This is a genomic window from Sphingobacterium shayense (assembly GCF_013179575.1).
GTDB classification, from domain to species: domain Bacteria; phylum Bacteroidota; class Bacteroidia; order Sphingobacteriales; family Sphingobacteriaceae; genus Sphingobacterium; species Sphingobacterium shayense.
This window is the reverse complement of record NZ_JABMCQ010000025.1, coordinates 1-15,892: the sequence shown is the minus strand read 5'-3', so window position 1 is coordinate 15,892 and position 15,892 is coordinate 1. Positions and strand designations below refer to the sequence as shown.

15 protein-coding genes are annotated in these 15,892 nt (G+C 39.0%); 5 read left to right on the top strand and 10 right to left on the bottom strand.

Translation table 11 applies throughout. The features are described 5' to 3' along the window. The first annotated feature begins 2 nt into the window (after nucleotides 1-2). From dnaJ to HP439_RS05085, 3 genes are all read left to right on the top strand, one after another. On the top strand, nucleotides 3-1,148 hold the full coding sequence (gene dnaJ, locus HP439_RS05095; RefSeq protein WP_172389266.1) for a molecular chaperone DnaJ: 1,146 nt from the start codon (nucleotides 3-5) through the stop codon (nucleotides 1,146-1,148). A 341-nt stretch (nucleotides 1,149-1,489) separates the two neighbouring features. Continuing rightward, complete coding sequence (locus HP439_RS05090) at nucleotides 1,490-2,083, top strand: outer membrane beta-barrel protein (protein ID WP_172389265.1); 594 nt, start codon at nucleotides 1,490-1,492, stop codon at nucleotides 2,081-2,083. A 149-nt stretch (nucleotides 2,084-2,232) separates the two neighbouring features. Beyond that, the gene (locus tag HP439_RS05085) at nucleotides 2,233-3,540 is read left to right on the top strand and encodes a DEAD/DEAH box helicase (protein WP_172389264.1); all 1,308 of its coding nucleotides are present in this window, start codon (nucleotides 2,233-2,235) and stop codon (nucleotides 3,538-3,540) included. Nucleotides 3,541-3,817: 277 nt separating this feature from the next. Here HP439_RS05085 and coaD read toward each other — a convergent pair whose 3' ends face one another. From coaD to HP439_RS05070, 3 genes are read right to left on the bottom strand one after another with little or no spacing between them, the layout of a single operon-like run. Next, nucleotides 3,818-4,285 (bottom strand): pantetheine-phosphate adenylyltransferase, encoded by a 468-nt coding sequence (coaD, locus tag HP439_RS05080; RefSeq protein ID WP_172389263.1) that lies wholly within the window; start codon nucleotides 4,283-4,285, stop codon nucleotides 3,818-3,820. A gap of 15 nt (nucleotides 4,286-4,300) precedes the next feature. Further along, nucleotides 4,301-4,846 (bottom strand): 16S rRNA (guanine(966)-N(2))-methyltransferase RsmD, encoded by a 546-nt coding sequence (gene rsmD, locus HP439_RS05075; RefSeq protein WP_172389262.1) that lies wholly within the window; start codon nucleotides 4,844-4,846, stop codon nucleotides 4,301-4,303. Then, nucleotides 4,837-5,631 (bottom strand): DUF3822 family protein, encoded by a 795-nt coding sequence (locus HP439_RS05070; RefSeq protein ID WP_172389261.1) that lies wholly within the window; start codon nucleotides 5,629-5,631, stop codon nucleotides 4,837-4,839. The genes rsmD and HP439_RS05070 overlap by 10 nt, the downstream gene beginning before the upstream one ends. A 195-nt stretch (nucleotides 5,632-5,826) precedes the next feature. Between HP439_RS05070 and HP439_RS05065 the strand changes: the two genes are divergently transcribed. Beyond that, nucleotides 5,827-7,254, top strand: a complete 1,428-nt coding sequence (locus HP439_RS05065) for an ATP-dependent DNA helicase (RefSeq protein ID WP_172389260.1) — start codon at nucleotides 5,827-5,829, stop codon at nucleotides 7,252-7,254. Beyond that, nucleotides 7,241-7,789, top strand: coding sequence for a hypothetical protein (locus HP439_RS05060; protein WP_172389259.1), 549 nt, complete (start codon nucleotides 7,241-7,243; stop codon nucleotides 7,787-7,789). The genes HP439_RS05065 and HP439_RS05060 overlap by 14 nt, the downstream gene beginning before the upstream one ends. A gap of 15 nt (nucleotides 7,790-7,804) precedes the next feature. Here HP439_RS05060 and ruvB read toward each other — a convergent pair whose 3' ends face one another. From ruvB to HP439_RS05025, 7 genes are all read right to left on the bottom strand, one after another. Further along, on the bottom strand, nucleotides 7,805-8,827 hold the full coding sequence (gene ruvB / locus HP439_RS05055; protein WP_172389258.1) for a Holliday junction branch migration DNA helicase RuvB: 1,023 nt from the start codon (nucleotides 8,825-8,827) through the stop codon (nucleotides 7,805-7,807). A gap of 27 nt (nucleotides 8,828-8,854) precedes the next feature. Next, nucleotides 8,855-9,583 carry a glycosyltransferase gene (locus HP439_RS05050; RefSeq protein ID WP_172389257.1) on the bottom strand — a complete coding sequence of 243 codons (729 nt, stop codon included), beginning with the start codon at nucleotides 9,581-9,583 and terminating at the stop codon, nucleotides 8,855-8,857. 131 nt (nucleotides 9,584-9,714) lie between these two features. After that, complete coding sequence (locus HP439_RS05045) at nucleotides 9,715-11,295, bottom strand: peptide MFS transporter (protein ID WP_172389256.1); 1,581 nt, start codon at nucleotides 11,293-11,295, stop codon at nucleotides 9,715-9,717. 645 nt (nucleotides 11,296-11,940) lie between these two features. Beyond that, the gene (locus tag HP439_RS05040; protein WP_172389255.1) at nucleotides 11,941-12,825 is read right to left on the bottom strand and encodes a sugar phosphate isomerase/epimerase family protein; all 885 of its coding nucleotides are present in this window, start codon (nucleotides 12,823-12,825) and stop codon (nucleotides 11,941-11,943) included. Between the two features lie 19 nt (nucleotides 12,826-12,844). After that, complete coding sequence (locus HP439_RS05035) at nucleotides 12,845-13,573, bottom strand: (Fe-S)-binding protein (protein WP_172389254.1); 729 nt, start codon at nucleotides 13,571-13,573, stop codon at nucleotides 12,845-12,847. A 182-nt stretch (nucleotides 13,574-13,755) separates the two neighbouring features. Continuing rightward, the gene (locus HP439_RS05030; protein WP_172389253.1) at nucleotides 13,756-15,075 is read right to left on the bottom strand and encodes an MFS transporter; all 1,320 of its coding nucleotides are present in this window, start codon (nucleotides 15,073-15,075) and stop codon (nucleotides 13,756-13,758) included. Nucleotides 15,076-15,164: 89 nt separating this feature from the next. Next, nucleotides 15,165-15,892: D-alanyl-D-alanine carboxypeptidase (locus tag HP439_RS05025; protein WP_172389252.1), on the bottom strand; the 728-nt coding region annotated here is incomplete at its 5' end.

Here is a 15,892-nt window from a genome sequence, read left to right as displayed (position 1 = left end):
AGATGGCTAAGAGAGATTATTACGATATATTAGGTGTTTCCAAATCTGCAGATGCATCAGAGATTAAATCGGCATATCGCAAGCTAGCGATTAAATATCACCCGGATAAGAATCCCGATGATAAAGAAGCAGAAGATAAGTTCAAAGAAGCTGCAGAAGCTTATGAGGTTCTGAGTAATTCTGAGAAAAGGCAACGCTATGATCAATTTGGTCATTCGGGTAATTCAGCATCAGGCTTCGGCGGTGGCGGAATGAATATGGATGACATCTTCAGCCAATTTGGTGATATTTTCGGCGGAGGAAGTCCGTTTGAGAGCTTTTTCGGCGGAGGTGCACGTGGAGGTGGACGCCGGGTACAACGGGGGACAAACTTACGTATCAAGGTAAAATTGACGCTTGAAGAAATTGCTAAAGGTGTCGAAAAGAAAGTTAAAGTAAACAAACAAATCCACTGTCACTCCTGTGACGGAACAGGAGCAAAAGATAAATCATCTTCTAAAACTTGTACTACTTGCGGTGGTGCTGGTTCGGTTCGCCGGGTAACCAACACGATCTTAGGACAGATGCAAACTACGAGCACCTGCCCTACTTGTAATGGTGAGGGAGTGGAAATTACAAGTAAATGTACGACCTGTAAAGGAGACGGACTTGAACGTGGTGAAGAAACGATTTCCATCAATATACCTGCAGGTGTTAGTGAGGGCATGCAGCTTTCTATGAGCGGTAAAGGTAATGCTGCACCTCGTGGAGGAATTCCAGGTGATCTTATCATTTTAATCGAAGAAATTCCGCATGAGTCTTTAAAGCGTGATGGGGTCAACGTGATATATGATTTATATATCAACTTTGCAGATGCTGCTTTAGGCACGAGTGTCGAGATTCCAACTATCGATGGTAAAGCAAAGATTAAGATTGATCCGGGAACCCAAGGAGGTAAAATTTTACGGTTAAAAGGTAAAGGTGTGCCGGAAGTAAATTCGTATCACAAAGGTGATCAGTTGGTGTACGTAAATGTATGGACTCCAAAAGCCGTTTCTCCTGAGGAACGTTCTTTATTAGAAAAACTTAAGGGGTCGGCTAATTTTAAGCCACAACCTGGTAAAAGCGAAAAATCATTCTTTGAACGTATTAAAGAATATTTCGAATAATATTTTATAATTTCATTTAACCCGGCTGTCACTCGATGCCGGGTTTTTTTTTGTATATCGTAATTTGTTTTTTTTCTCGCCGAGCTTCTCCATCGATTTTACTTAAGAATGGCAGTATCAGGTGTGACGTTACGTCTGAATTTCGGATATTTTGTCACGACTGACAACCTTCCTTTTGGCCAGTTATTCATATGGCTTATTGAAATTTATATTCAAAATCAATTGATTATATAATCAAACAATTTGATGACATTCAATAAATCTCTTGGCACAAGTATTGAACTAACTGAATCATATTGACAGATAGTCAAATATTTTTAATAAATTAAATATCATACAACATGAAAAAATTATTACTCACACTAACAGCTGTTGCTGGTTTAACAATGGCTTCAAAAGCACAAACTGAACAAGGGAAATTTATTGTCGGTGGACAAGTCGGTTTCCATTCAGAGAAAGTAGAGGACAGTGAAGCAAAAAACACAGGGTTCTCAATTAATCCAACAGTTGGTTATTTTGTAAGCGACAACTGGGCTGTAGGTACCGCGATTGGTTATAATTGGAGCGAACAAAAAAGTGGTTCTACTGTCGATATCGTCACGAAAAACAACGCTTTTAATTTAGCTCCGTTTGTAAGAAATTATATTGGAGAAGGGTCGTTTAAGTTTTTCTCTCAATTATCAGTTCCTATGCAATGGGGCGAAACTGAGTATAAAGACGGTACTGACGACTATACCAATAAGTTTGCTTCTTACGGTGTCGAGCTTGCTCCAGGAGTAGCATTTTTCCCTACACCGAAAGTAGGCGTAGAGCTTAAAGTTCGTGGATTGTACTACAACCACTACGATGGAAAAGATTCGCAACCTAATTCAAACTCATTTGGTTTAGACGCGAACTCTTTATCTCCAACTCTTGGTGTTCAGTTCCACTTTTAATCGGATCACTTTAATATAATGTTTTTAAAGGGCTATCCTGCATTGCAGTATAGTCCTTTATTTTTTTAGGCACCATTGTACAGCGGGAATTTTGCTCCCGGTTTACCTTCAAAGATCCTTTTCGAATTATTAATCGTACTTTTGCGCTCATGGAGCTACAGCAAATTTTACAACGCATGCAGATTTCTCAACTCAATGAGATGCAGCAGGCGGTTCTTGATAAATACGATGATAAAAAAGACTTTGTTTTACATTCCCCTACCGGTACAGGTAAAACGCTTGCTTTTGCGCTCCTGTTGGAAAAACATTTGGTCGTAAACTATGACGGAACTCAAGTGTTAATCTTAGTGCCAACTCGGGAACTGGCTCTTCAAATTGAGCAGGTAATACGTAAGGTTCACCAAGGCTATAAGATAACATGTGTCTATGGAGGGAACGATACTAAAGTAGAACGTAACAAACTGCGCGAAGCTCCTGATATCCTAATTGGTACACCCGGGAGAGTTATGTATCATTTCGAGCGCGAACATGTTGATTCCAGATCAATTCACACCTTAGTCCTTGATGAGTTTGATAAATCATTGGAATTTGGCTTTGTAGGTCAGATGACTTCGATCGTTGATCGTTTACAGGGATTGCGAAATCGTATTTTAACCTCGGCGACGAAGATGACCGACATTCCTGAATTTACAGGAATTGGCTCATTTGTGACGGTGGATTTTTCGGCCGATGCGTCATCCGCCCCGAAGTTATTGATTCAAAAAGTTATCGCTCCCCCCCAAAATAAACTGAAAGCGCTTTTTAAGCTTCTCTGCCGAAACGGGGAGAAGAAAACAATCATTTTCTGTAACCACCGCGAAGCGGTTGATCATGTCAGTGAGCTTCTAGACGGTCGTGAAGTCATTCATGATCTGTTCCACGGAGGGCTTGAACAAGCCGATCGTGAACTCGCGCTTTTAAAATTCCGTAATAATTCTAATCGAATATTGATTACTACGGATCTCGCAGCCCGTGGTTTAGATATTCCGGAGGTAGAAACAATTATTCATTATCAATTACCGTATAAAGAAGATGCGTTTATACACCGTAATGGCCGTACCGCTCGTATGCAAGCAAGCGGTGAGGTTTATGTGATATTAAAACCTGAGGAAGATTATCCATATGTACCTGCGGATGCACCTATTGTAGACTTGGATGACCAAGAATATGATCTACCTCCCAATTCGCCATTTGCGACTTTATATATCACCGGTGGTAAAAAAGACAAGATAAATAAAATCGACATTGTCGGCTATCTCTTAAATCTAGATGGAATCAGTAAAGAAGATGTTGGACTAATTGAGGTGAAAGAAAGAGAGTCTTTTGTATCAGTTGACCGCCATGTAGCGGCTACAATTATCAAGCAATCGGTGAATAATAAAATAAAAGGTAAAAAGGTGAAAATTGGTCGAACCTAACACTTGTGAATATTCAGCCGGTGGTGATCGGATTACAAATTGAATATGCTAATAATACTCATTGCTTGCTAACCGCGAGTAAAAACATAGCGCAACTCTATCATCAAGTTGGGCTATGTTTTATTTTTATCACTTTGCTTTCAAAAAATATAAGGATGTACTAAATTAATTTTATTTGGAAGTAATTTTTCTCCATTTTTATAGAGACCAGTTACGGTGATTCAATTATTTGTATTCAGGTATCGGATATCAAGGCTCTTTTTTTGACCGAGAAAGGCTAAAGTTTAACGTGCGTAATGATCTCCGGAGGAACTAAAGCGCTTACATCTCCAGCATTTTGGAGTATATCACGGACAATTGTTGAAGAGATATGCCCTAACCCCGAACGCGCCATTAAAAAATATGTTTCTATTTCGGGTGCTAATATCAAATTATTCTGAGCGATAGCGTTTTCAAACTCAAAATCATTTGTGTTCCGTAATCCCCGAAGTAAATACTGAGCACCGACTTTTCTACAAAAATCAATCGTGAGACCCGTAAATTGGGTTACCTCTACCCTTTCATTGTTGATAAAAAGATCGACGATACCATCTGTACGTTGGTCATAACTCATCAATCCTTTTTTTGCGCTGTTCACGCCTATCGCAACAATTACTTTATCGAACAAGGCTAGTCCGCGTTCAACGATATCTTTATGAGCAAAGGTGAATGGATCAAACGATCCGGCAAAGACTGCTGTTTTCATAACAAGGGGTTTATCTTAGGCGGAAGTGTTTTGATAGAAGCTAAATGAAGACTGTCCGTACTTTCGTGTTTCCGAATGCAAAGACGACTCTTCCATTTTGCGAAGTGAAGGATGCTCTACCACAAGTAAACCATTCTGGCGTAGCAACCCTTGATTGATGATTAAGTTAGCTAACGTAGGTAGCTCTCCCATATCATACGGAGGATCGGCAAAGATAAAATCGTATTGCTTCTTACAACTAGCGATAAATTTTAATACATCCGCTTTTTTAGTTTTAATAATATCATCCGCTTTCAAAGCTTTAGCGGTTTCATTAATATATTGCAAGCATTTAAAGTGTATATCAACGCTATCGATAGCGTTCGCTCCTCTTGAGGCAAGCTCAAAGGTTATATTCCCAGTGCCCGTGAAAAGATCCAAACAGTTAGCTTCTGCGATATCAATCTTATTTTGCAGAATATTAAAAAGCGCCTCTTTGGCGATGTCAGTTGTTGGCCTCACCGGCAATTTCGCTGGGGGTGTTAATCGTATACCGCCATGTTTACCTCCGATTATACGCATAGTTGGCTGTCTATAAGTATATTAAATGATTTTAGTTTTTCGTTAATTCGCTCATCCTCACTTCGAACGGTGGTTGTTGGGTTGATAAACAGAAGGTTTTCAGAAAAGCCTTTTAAGAGCGATGTATACTCATGGTCGGACGCTAGCCCAGAGATTAGTATTCTATTCATCTTTGGCGAAATACCGATGGATTTACACGTATTTAGAATGAAATAGTTTAAGTCATTCTTGCTGTAGATATCGAAAATTTGATAAAATTGAAATTTCCCATTCTTAAACGCAAAAAGTTCGGCTTGGTTATCACTAACATGTATACCAAAAACTTCACCTTGTAATGGAATATGGGCTTGAACCTGTTCGAGCAAGATAGTGAAATTCGGCACAAACTGTGCATTAGGGAAAATTACTTTCCACTTGTTGTGAGCGAGTAAATCAAATTGATAACATGCTGAAACATCGATACTTTCGATATTAACTTTTTGTGTACGAGAAACGTTCTCGTCTGGCAAAAAATGTTGGTACAAGGAACTATCGTTTTCGTTATACACTTCCGTAGGAATAAATACCAGGCCCTGTAGCGCTAAGGTGATAAATACTTTTTGAAAAGGTAGGCCTAGTAATTTTGTTGCTTCAGAATCAGGTTGGTTGGACGGATAAGACTGAAGAACTTGAACTTCATTATTTTCATCCAATACAAGAAGTGTGTCTTCTATCAATCCAGTTTTTATAAGCAATTTGTATTGCGGTATATAATGTAAATGAAAATTCTTAGATGTATATTTCATGTATATTTTTGAGCCATTTGTAATTTACGAATGATATTCTAGAGAACCATTGTTTTGACTAACGATTTCAACCTACTCCAATTTGAAGACTTTCCTTTTATACAGGAGGCTAACGATAAATAGGCGATAAATATTCGTACCTAACAAAAATAGGTTTTCCAATTGAATTGATCAACCTTTTGAATAACTTTGGCTATGCATATCCAGAAGCTCCTAAAACAGCAATTTCCATGGCCTCCGACAGGGCAGCAATGCGAAGCGATAACTTTGCTGGAGGAATTTCTTGTGACCTTTCGAGGAGATACTTGTTTTTTATTGAAAGGATATGCAGGAACGGGGAAAACGACGTTGATAAGCGCGCTTGTAAAAGTCTTGCCCTCCCTTCGCAAGCGTTCGGTATTACTTGCACCGACTGGCCGCGCCGCCAAAGTGATGAGTTACTACTCAGGTAGAAAATCCTACACCATTCATAAGAAGATTTACCGAAAAAAAACCGCTGCGACGATGGAACTTGATTTCGTTCTTGCAGAAAATCTACATGAAGACACTTTGTTTATCATCGATGAAGCCTCAATGATTGCCGATGAAGGTATACATTTTTTTTCACGAAGTTTATTGGATGATTTGATCAGTTATGTTCGATCGGGAAAAAACTGTTGCTTGATGTTTGTTGGCGACACTGCGCAGCTTCCCCCTGTGGGGATGTTAGAAAGCCCTGCGTTGGATGCTAATTATTTGAATTCAAACTATAAGTTAGGAGTATATAACTATGAGTTGCGCGAAGTTGTACGTCAACAGTACGATTCGGGAATACTATACAACGCGACGCAAGTTAGAAATGATATTCGCACGGAAGATTTTGAGAGCACCCTGCCCTTTCCTCATTTTCATACCAAAGGTTTCAAAGATATCTTCCGTATGAATGGAGACAGGCTCATCGAGGGCCTACATTATAGCTATGACAAATACGAGATAGAAAATAGTATTGTTATCTGTCGGTCGAATAAGTCTGCAAACTTATACAACCAGCACATTCGTAACCAAATTTTATTCCGTGAGGAAGAGATAACGGGTGGTGATCTTATTATGGTTGTCCGTAACAATTATTACTGGTTGCAGCAACACGACGAGAAAAATACTGGATTTATAGCTAATGGCGATCAAGCGAAAGTTCGTAAGGTGAGTAATGTGCACGAGCAGCATGGGTTTCGTTTCGCAGACATCTCCTTAGAGTTTATTGACGACGACGAGTTAGAGCCAGTACTATGCCGTGTACTTCTGGACAGTATCTATGTCGATGCCCCCAATTTGCCACGTGAACAATCGCAGAAGCTATATGAGTCTATTGCTGAAGATTATAAGGATATACCCTTAAAGCAGGATCGATTAGATGCAATCAAAAAGGATCCCTATTATAATGCACTACAAATTAAGTTTGCTTATGCCATTACTTGCCATAAAGCGCAGGGTGGACAATGGCCTTGCGTATTTGTGGACCAGGGTTATCTGAATGATGAAATGTTGAATATGGAATTTTTACGATGGTTATATACCGCGATAACGCGTGCCCGCGATCAACTTTTTTTGGTCAATTTTAACCCTAAATTTTATGCCGAAGAATAGAAAAGATAACATCGAGTTTTTGACCAAGGGTATCCGAGCTGTTTCGGTTAAAGATTTTGACTTGCAATTGGCTGAACGTCATAATCTGACACCTAAGTTATTATTGCAATATAGCTTAAGTGATGATCCACTTGTTTCTTTTCGTGCGGGATGGCTTTTAGAACATATTATAATAAAGCAACCTTCGATTATTCCTACGATATATGTGCAGTATATTGATACAATGGAAAATCAAAGAAATTGGAGCGCTATTCGAAGTTTAACGAAAATTGCTATGCTTGCTAGTAAAGGAAAGTATGTGATTTCGCACACTCAAGTGCAAAGGGAGCGGTTGATAGAAGTCTGTTTTAGCTGGGTGATTGATCCAAAATGCCCAGTAGCTGTCACAGTCAACTGCTTGGATATTATAGCTAATTTTAGCGATAGCGCCGCTTGGATAAAAGATGAGCTTAGGGCACAAATTGATTATCTGCTAGTCAACGCCACGCCTTCCCTAGTCGCCCGTTCGAAAAGAATATTAAAGCGTATTGGCTGAAACGGGTATACTATTCTAAAACAATGTATTTCCTTTACTTAGATTTGTTTTACCGAGGTGCCGGTATGCTAAATCAGTACATTCTCTACCGCGCGAGGTGCGCATGAGATAACCTTCCTGTATAAGAAATGGTTCGTACACTTCTTCAATAGTCCCTTCGTCCTCTCCTACGGCAGTCGCGACGGTTTTTAAACCAACTGGTCCTCCTTTAAATTTATCAATAATGGTGGAAAGAATACGATTGTCCATTTCGTCTAATCCATGTTCATCGACGTTTAACGCATTAAGGGCATATTTAGCAATAGCCTTGTCAATTTCGCCATTTCCTTTCACCTGTGCGAAATCCCGTGTGCGTCGGAGTAATGCATTGGCGATACGTGGTGTTCCGCGGCTTCGTCTAGCAATTTCATATGCACCTTCATCACTTATTGGCGTATTTAAAATTGCAGAAGAGCGGAGTACTATCGAGGTCAGTAGTTTTGCATCGTAATATTGAAGTCTAGAATTGATTCCAAAACGAGCACGTAGTGGTGCTGTCAAGAGGCCTGAGCGTGTTGTCGCACCGATCAACGTAAACGGATTCAAGGAAATTTGAACCGATCGAGCATTTGGTCCTGTTTCGAGCATAATGTCGATCTTAAAATCTTCCATTGCAGAATACAAATATTCTTCGACAATTGGGCTTAACCGATGAATTTCGTCAATAAATAACACGTCGCCTTCGTCGAGATTCGTAAGTAAACCTGCCAAATCTCCAGGTTTGTCCAAAACAGGGCCGGAAGTTATCTTGATGTTGACGCCCATTTCATTTGCAATAATATGAGATAGCGTGGTTTTCCCTAATCCTGGGGGACCATGTAATAAGACATGGTCTAATGCTTCTGCTCGCAATTTAGCCGCCTTTACAAAAATGGAAAGATTTTCCAATATCTTTTGTTGGCCTGTAAAATCTTCAAAAGCCTGTGGACGCAAGGCTCTTTCGATATCTTTATCGATAGGGTTTAGACGTTCAGGGCTGGGATCAAGATTTTCGTTCATGGCTAAATTAATGTGGCGCTAAGTTAATCAATTAAACTTTCTAAATAAACTTTCGAATTTCAGTTGGATTACACCAAAGAAAGCCTCGCGGAAGATTCTCGTACTCATCTTAGATGTGCCTTCGGTACGATCTGTAAAAATTATTGGAACTTCGGACACTTTAAAACCATACTGAATTGCCTTAAATTTCATCTCGATTTGGAAGGCGTAACCGACGAATTTGATTTTGTCTAATGGAATTCGTTCCAATACCTTTCTTGTAAAACAGACGAATCCTGCAGTAGCGTCCTGGATGTCAATTCGTGTAATTAATCGAACGTATACTGAGGCGAAATAAGACATAAGTACACGATTCATCGGCCAATTCACCACGTTTACACCTTTGATGTAACGGGAACCGACCGCCATGTCCGACCCTCGCTCCTGACATTCCTGTCGAAGACGAATCAAGTCTTCAGGATTATGGCTGAAATCGGCGTCCATCTCAAAAATATAATCGTATGTTCTTGCTAATGCCCATTTGAAACCATGTATGTATGCCGTTCCTAGTCCCAATTTACCCTCCCTCTCTTCTATATACAGACGATCTGGGTAAGTCATTTGAAGTTTTTTAACGATAGATGCCGTTCCATCTGGTGAGCCATCGTCAACGACTAAAATACTGAAAGGGATTGCCAGTGAAAAAACTTTATGAATAATTTTTTCAATATTTTCTTTTTCGTTGTATGTCGGAATGATGACTAAGCTGTCGGTCACGAGTTATTTATATTAAATTATCAAATAAGTAGACTAGAAAGCCAAAATTAATCAAAAGAGCGAAAAACGAGGCATATTATAAAAAATGCTCGTAATTACCTTACGAGCATTTTGTACTTTCTTTAAAAAAGCTAATTAATACCATGCATCATCTTCTTTAATTTCGGATTGAATAGCAAAAGAAGAATTGCCGCCCCAATAGGAATTGCAGCGATGATATAAAAGAATGTAGACATTGAATAGGTATGTGAAATTTTATCAATGTAGGAACCTGTCATACCCGCGATAAAGTTTGCGATCGCTGAGGCAGTAAACCATAGCCCAAATAATAAGCCTACAAATTTCTTAGGAGATAATTTCGATATGTAAGACAGTCCTACGGGCGATAAGCATAGTTCACCACTAGTGTGGAAGAAGTACGTTAATATTAACCATATCATGCTAACGGAAGCTGTTGTTGCCCCTGAAGGGATCGTACTGGCTCCAAACGCCAAAATAGCGAAACCTAGTCCGACAAGTCCTAGTCCAACTGCAAATTTTACCGGGCCGGAAGGATTCCATACCTTTTCCCAGATCTTACTAAATGAGGAAGCGAGTGTAATGATAAAGAATGAATTTAGAATTTGAAACCAAGAGACGGTTACTTCAGTTGCTTCAAGGGTGTATTCATTGTATACTTTCCATAATCCTAACGCCCAGATTAATACAAACGATATTGCGGTAAATAGAATTGTTAACGGATATTGCTTTGCAATTTTTTTACTCAGGCCGTATAAAACCCAAGTTACAATCAATATTGGAAAAATCGTTAATGCTGCATCAACCCATTTGAATATTGCACCCGAATCTCCGTCTAGTACACGCTGGGTGTAGTCTTTAGCGAAAATAGTCATCGACCCACCTGCCTGTTCAAAAGCGAAAAAGAAAAATAAGCTTGCAACCATTAACACCCCCGCCACGATTAAACGATCATTAACAACTTTCTTTGGAAGCACTTCTTCATCAACTTTTTGAATATGATCTTCTTCCTTGTGGATGGTATTAGGCTTTTCTCCAATAACTCCGAATATTTTACGTCCGAAATAAAACTGGAGCATTCCGAAGAACATAAATACACCCGCTAAACCAAAGCCGTAGTGCCAGCCAACTTTTTCTCCTATATAACCACACAGCAACATACCTAGAAAAGCACCGGCGTTAATACCCATGTAGAAAATTGTGTACCCGGCGTCCTTTTTTGAACTGGTGTCGGGATAAAGCTGACCTACCATCGAGGAGATATTCGGTTTAAATAAACCATTACCTAATATCATCAGTACCAAACCAAGATAGAAAAAGTTGTCATTGACACCTTCAAAAGCCATGGATAAATGACCTAAGGTCATTACTAATGCTCCCAATGTGATAGCTTGTCTGTATCCTGTAAACTTATCGGCTATAATGCCTCCAATTAACGGAGTTAGGTATACCAGTCCTGTGTACCAGCCGTAGAGCTGCATTGCGCTCTCGTTAGACCATCCCCATCCGTCCTTTGCAATCTCGGTAATTAAGAATACGGTTAACAGAGCACGCATGCCATAATAACTGAATCGTTCCCACATCTCTGTAAAAAACAAAACAAACAAACTAGCCGGATGGCCCATTACCATTTTGTCATCTATACCTTGCTTGGCAAGATGGCTTACCAGAGCATCATCTTTATCTTGATTCATATTTTTTAGTTAAGTATTAAATTTGCAGTCTATCAATAGAGATTCCTTTTGATAGATTTGGATTTAACGGTACAAAGAAAACAAAAATTCTAAATTTTGTCAAAGATTCGATATATTATAATCTACAATACTTAGTGTAATTTGTACGCATTGGATGTAATTTAACGCTCTTTTTTAACCAATTCATTCGGCAGCATTATTTTAACAATGGTGTAAATTTACCGAAACACATAAGCAATTTATTTCAAGACAACATGCTTTTATTTAATTGCTTAAACCGCTGAAACACTTATCGCTGCACCTGAAATAAATCCATAAAGCATTTTTAAATCTACTTATGAGGAGCATATTCGTGCGGTGAGGGGTTTTCAATGATTTAGTATAATTGGCACGGCGAATAAATACAACTTTTTGAATTCTTTTTCGCGTAAATATTGAACGTAATTTTATGTAATATTTCGATTACTGTTCTCAAGTATGTATTGGTGCTTTATCACAAGGGTGTTCTATTTATTGAAATCCCATGGTATATAAGCGAATAAAGTTTTCCTTTAATCGTCGCGATATCCCGCTCTAGTTATTTTTTGTTTTAAGCTAGTAAACAGGTGTTTATTATGTCGGATTAAAAGGAAAACTTTACTTATTTTATATTGCTTTCATGCGCTCTAAAAGAGCTTTTGTTTTTATAATTCCTTCTTCTTCTGGTAAGTTAGAACCTTCGTATTCGATGCCTACCCATCCTTTGAAGCCGGCATCTTTTACAATCTTCATCATACGTGTGTAATCGATTTGTGTTTCATTTCCGTTAGCATCAAAATCATGTGTTTTGGCGCTCACTCCTTTTGCGTATGGCATCAAATCGGTCACTCCTTGATATCGATCATATTCATAGAAGTTTCCAAAATCCGGTAAACTTCCACAATTCTTTTTATTTACTGTTTTTAACACGTCAGAAAGCCAGTCACCATGCGAAGAGATGCCACCATGATTTTCTACGATAACGTTAATTTTAGCCTTCTTTCCATAATCTGCAAGCGTGCTAAGACTTTCTACGACCTGCTTTTTTACTTGTTCTGGCGTACCTTTGCCGGCAGCATTAACACGGATTGATTGGCATCCTAAAAATGCCGCTGCGTCGATCCATTTGTAGTGGTTTTCAACAGCTTCTAGTCGCTTCGCATTATCTTCGTCGCCTAAATTTCCTTCTCCATCGATCATGATTTGAACGTTCGCTACGCCGTTATCTTTAGCACGGTTATTAAGGTCTTTTAGGTAAGTCATATCTTTTGCTTTATCCTTAAAGAATTGGTTGACATATTCGACTCCGTAAATACCAAATTTTTTGGCGGCTAATTCAGGAAAGTCGATATTCTTCAGATCACCTTTGAAAAGAGTTTTGTGTAGGGACCACTCCGCTAAAGAGATTTCAAAGAATGATTTTTTAGCAGCAAACAAATCTAATGTTGGTGCAAAAGCAAGTCCCGCGGTTGCAAGCCCAACGTTTTTCAAAAAGTTTCTTCTTGAGTTCATTTTTTATTTTGTTTATGTGTTAAATATTTGCCCAGCCAGACGTTAGTACGTCGGCTAGGTGTTTAGTTTTTATGGCTAGTTGATGTTTATCAATATAACTCTGTAATTGTAATAGGCAAGAACTATCTGTTGAAATAATATAATCAGCTTTAACGGCTAAAGCATTATGAACTTTCTGTTCTGCCATCGCAGCTGAAATTCCTTCAAATTTGACGGCGAACGTACCGCCAAATCCGCAGCACGTCTCTTGATCCCTCATGTCTATAATATCGAGTCCTCCAACATGACTTAGAAGTTTACGTGGTTCGTCTTTAATTTTGCATTCCCGTAAACCTGAGCAAGAATCGTGATATACCGCTGTCCCGACCAATTCAGCACCGAAGTAGTCTTTTTTCAAAACATTTACTAAGAAGTCGCTTAGTTCAAATATGTTTGATTGTATGTTCCGACAGCGATTATGTTCGGTAGAATTAGTAAAAAGGTCGTCGTATCCCGATTTAATCATGCCTGTACAAGAAGCGGATGGAGAGACGATATAGGTATTCTCGGAAAAATCGTTTAAAAATTTCTGACCTATTGCTTTCGCGTCATCCCAAAAACCCGCATTGTAAGCAGGTTGCCCACAGCAGGTCTGGTCTGGGTTATAGATTACCTCGCAGCCAGCTTTTTGAAGCAGCTTTACCGTGTTAAAAGCTGTTTCTGGAAAAAGTTGATCGATAAAGCAAGGTATAAATATCTCTACTTTCATATATAATAAGCAGGTAGTCTTTTTTCGGGTTGTTAATATGAAGTACGCCTGCGCTCGCTACTTCCACCGCGGATCTATATTTTTATATTTCGCTAAATGTAACATTTTAAACGAAACCTATTGTTATCTGTTGTTAAAGCTAAGCTAAGAATTCCAAGTGAAAACCGCTACCAGAATGTGCATTAATATTCATCTTGGCTTAACATATATTTATTGTACTTCCACAAGCGAAGTAAAAATAGCGCTCCGATGATAAAAAATATGGTTAAGAAAATTGCAGAATAGCGAATATTTCGGGTAACCTGTTCTATTAATCCGAAGGAAAGTAATCCCATGACAATAGCTAATTTCTCGGTAACATCATAAAAACTAAAAAATGAGGCCGTGTCTTTTATATTGCTTGGTAAGAACTTGGAATAGGTAGATCTAGACAGCGATTGTATCCCCCCCATCACAAGGCCAACAACACAAGCCAAGAGATAAAACTGGGTTTCAGATTCAACATAGAATGCAGAAATACAAATTCCAATCCAGACTGTAATCACAGCAAGCAATACCTTAATATTCCCAAATCGGCCGGATAGTTTGGACATCAAAATTGCGCCTGCAATAGCAACGAGTTGAATGAGTAGTATTGTGATAATTAATTTGGAACTTTCTAGCTTAAGCTCCTTTGCTCCAAAAGCCGCTGCAACTATCATAACAGTTTGTACCCCTGCTGCGTAAAAGAAATATGCTGGTAAAAATCTCTTAATGCGATCAATTTTACTGATGCGCCGCAATACGATTCGGAACTCTAAAATAACGGTTCTAAATAAATTGCGTGCGGCTCTAATATCGGATCGTTTATTATTAGGAAGAACGCGAAAAGGGATTGTCGAAAAGCCTATCCACCAAATCCCGACTAATAAAAAAGACAACCGAGGTCCGAAGCTGGGATCGATAATTCCGAACCAATCTGGTTTCAAAATGAATATTAAACAGATAATCTGGAGGGTTACACATCCAATATAACCATAAGCGAATCCTTGGGCGCTTACCCGATCCTGTTGATCAACAGTAGCAATTTCGGGTAGATATGAATTGTTAAATAGAACCCCACCAATATATCCCATTGCAGCCAAACCAAACAAAATCACTGAGATCTCCAAGGTGTCGAGTTTAAAAAAATACAACCCCATACAAGAAAATGCCCCGAAATAGGTAAAAAGCATCATGATAGGTTTCTTTCTCCCCTGAACGTCTGCATAACACGAAATGAACGGTAATGTTAATGCCATGATAAGATAAGCAATGGCTAAGGTAAAATTGGTTAATACAGTGTTAATTACCTTTATACCGAAAAAGTTTACCACATCGCCGTGCTCTTGCGTTTGTGTTATAGCAGTATAATATGCGGGGAAAATCGTAGATGTTATGACCAGGTTATATGCCGAATTTGCCCAGTCATACATTGACCAAGAGCGAATCAAACGTTTATCGTTTTTATGAGTTCCGCGCATATGCTTTAGCTAATATGATAATGATCCCTAAAAATAAGAAGAGATCGTTTAAAATGTAGGACATAATTATAAATTAAGCGCTGTACGAGTTAATAGTTATAGCGTATAAACGTAATTAGTTTGACGATCTCTCTACGTATAGGCCCAGCCGATCCTAGGTAATTTGTATTCATAAAAGAGAAAACGAGGTTTCTCCCGGTCCGGGTACGTATAAAACCACTTTGATTATGTACGCCGTTTATTGTACCCGTTTTTGCCCATACAAAAGGCTGTCCTTTGTCGAGTTTGTATGCTGTTTTTAATGTGCCATTTACGCCTCCTGTGGGAAACAAATATTCTAGCTCATTTCTATTGTTCACGTGGTCCCGAACTGTTAATAAAGCCTCTATCATGCTGCGCGGAGTAACCTTATTGTACGTCGAAAGCCCGCTACCGTCGTGTAGTTGAATTTTATCCGCGAACTTGCTATAGTATTCTTTATTCATATAATCGCGTAATGTCTGGGTTTGAAACGTGCCATAAATAGCCTCTGCAGCCAACATTTGAAACTGTTCCGCTAGGAAATTATCGCTCGGTAGCATCATTTCCCTCAGGATATCGACAGTGCGGGCCGAATAAACGGTTTTAACGTCTTTCGGTAGCGGAATCTGTGATATCAGCGTCACTTCTCTATGCAACGTATCGCTCAATAGTTTAACCACTAATTCATTTGAATATCGAAAAGGTTTCTCGTTGATATAGTTATGCGGTATGTTGGACTGATTATACGTGAAATGGTTGTCCGCAAAGCTACGCGTTAGTGAAAATTTCGACAATG

Excerpts from the sequence above, each read along its gene's own strand:
- ruvB (WP_172389258.1), bottom strand. The coding sequence starts at position 8,827 with ATGAACGAAAATCTTGATCCCAGCCCTGAACGTCTAAACCCTATCGAT.
- HP439_RS05030 (WP_172389253.1), bottom strand. The coding sequence starts at position 15,075 with ATGCGCGGAACTCATAAAAACGATAAACGTTTGATTCGCTCTTGGTCA.
- rsmD (WP_172389262.1), bottom strand. The coding sequence starts at position 4,846 with ATGCGTATAATCGGAGGTAAACATGGCGGTATACGATTAACACCCCCA.
- coaD (WP_172389263.1), bottom strand. The coding sequence starts at position 4,285 with ATGAAAACAGCAGTCTTTGCCGGATCGTTTGATCCATTCACCTTTGCT.
- HP439_RS05070 (WP_172389261.1), bottom strand. The coding sequence starts at position 5,631 with ATGAAATATACATCTAAGAATTTTCATTTACATTATATACCGCAATAC.
- HP439_RS05090 (WP_172389265.1), top strand. The coding sequence starts at position 1,490 with ATGAAAAAATTATTACTCACACTAACAGCTGTTGCTGGTTTAACAATG.
- HP439_RS05045 (WP_172389256.1), bottom strand. The coding sequence starts at position 11,295 with ATGAATCAAGATAAAGATGATGCTCTGGTAAGCCATCTTGCCAAGCAA.
- HP439_RS05065 (WP_172389260.1), top strand. The coding sequence starts at position 5,827 with ATGCATATCCAGAAGCTCCTAAAACAGCAATTTCCATGGCCTCCGACA.
- HP439_RS05035 (WP_172389254.1), bottom strand. The coding sequence starts at position 13,573 with ATGAAAGTAGAGATATTTATACCTTGCTTTATCGATCAACTTTTTCCA.
- dnaJ (WP_172389266.1), top strand. The coding sequence starts at position 3 with ATGGCTAAGAGAGATTATTACGATATATTAGGTGTTTCCAAATCTGCA.
- HP439_RS05040 (WP_172389255.1), bottom strand. The coding sequence starts at position 12,825 with ATGAACTCAAGAAGAAACTTTTTGAAAAACGTTGGGCTTGCAACCGCG.
- HP439_RS05060 (WP_172389259.1), top strand. The coding sequence starts at position 7,241 with ATGCCGAAGAATAGAAAAGATAACATCGAGTTTTTGACCAAGGGTATC.
- HP439_RS05085 (WP_172389264.1), top strand. The coding sequence starts at position 2,233 with ATGGAGCTACAGCAAATTTTACAACGCATGCAGATTTCTCAACTCAAT.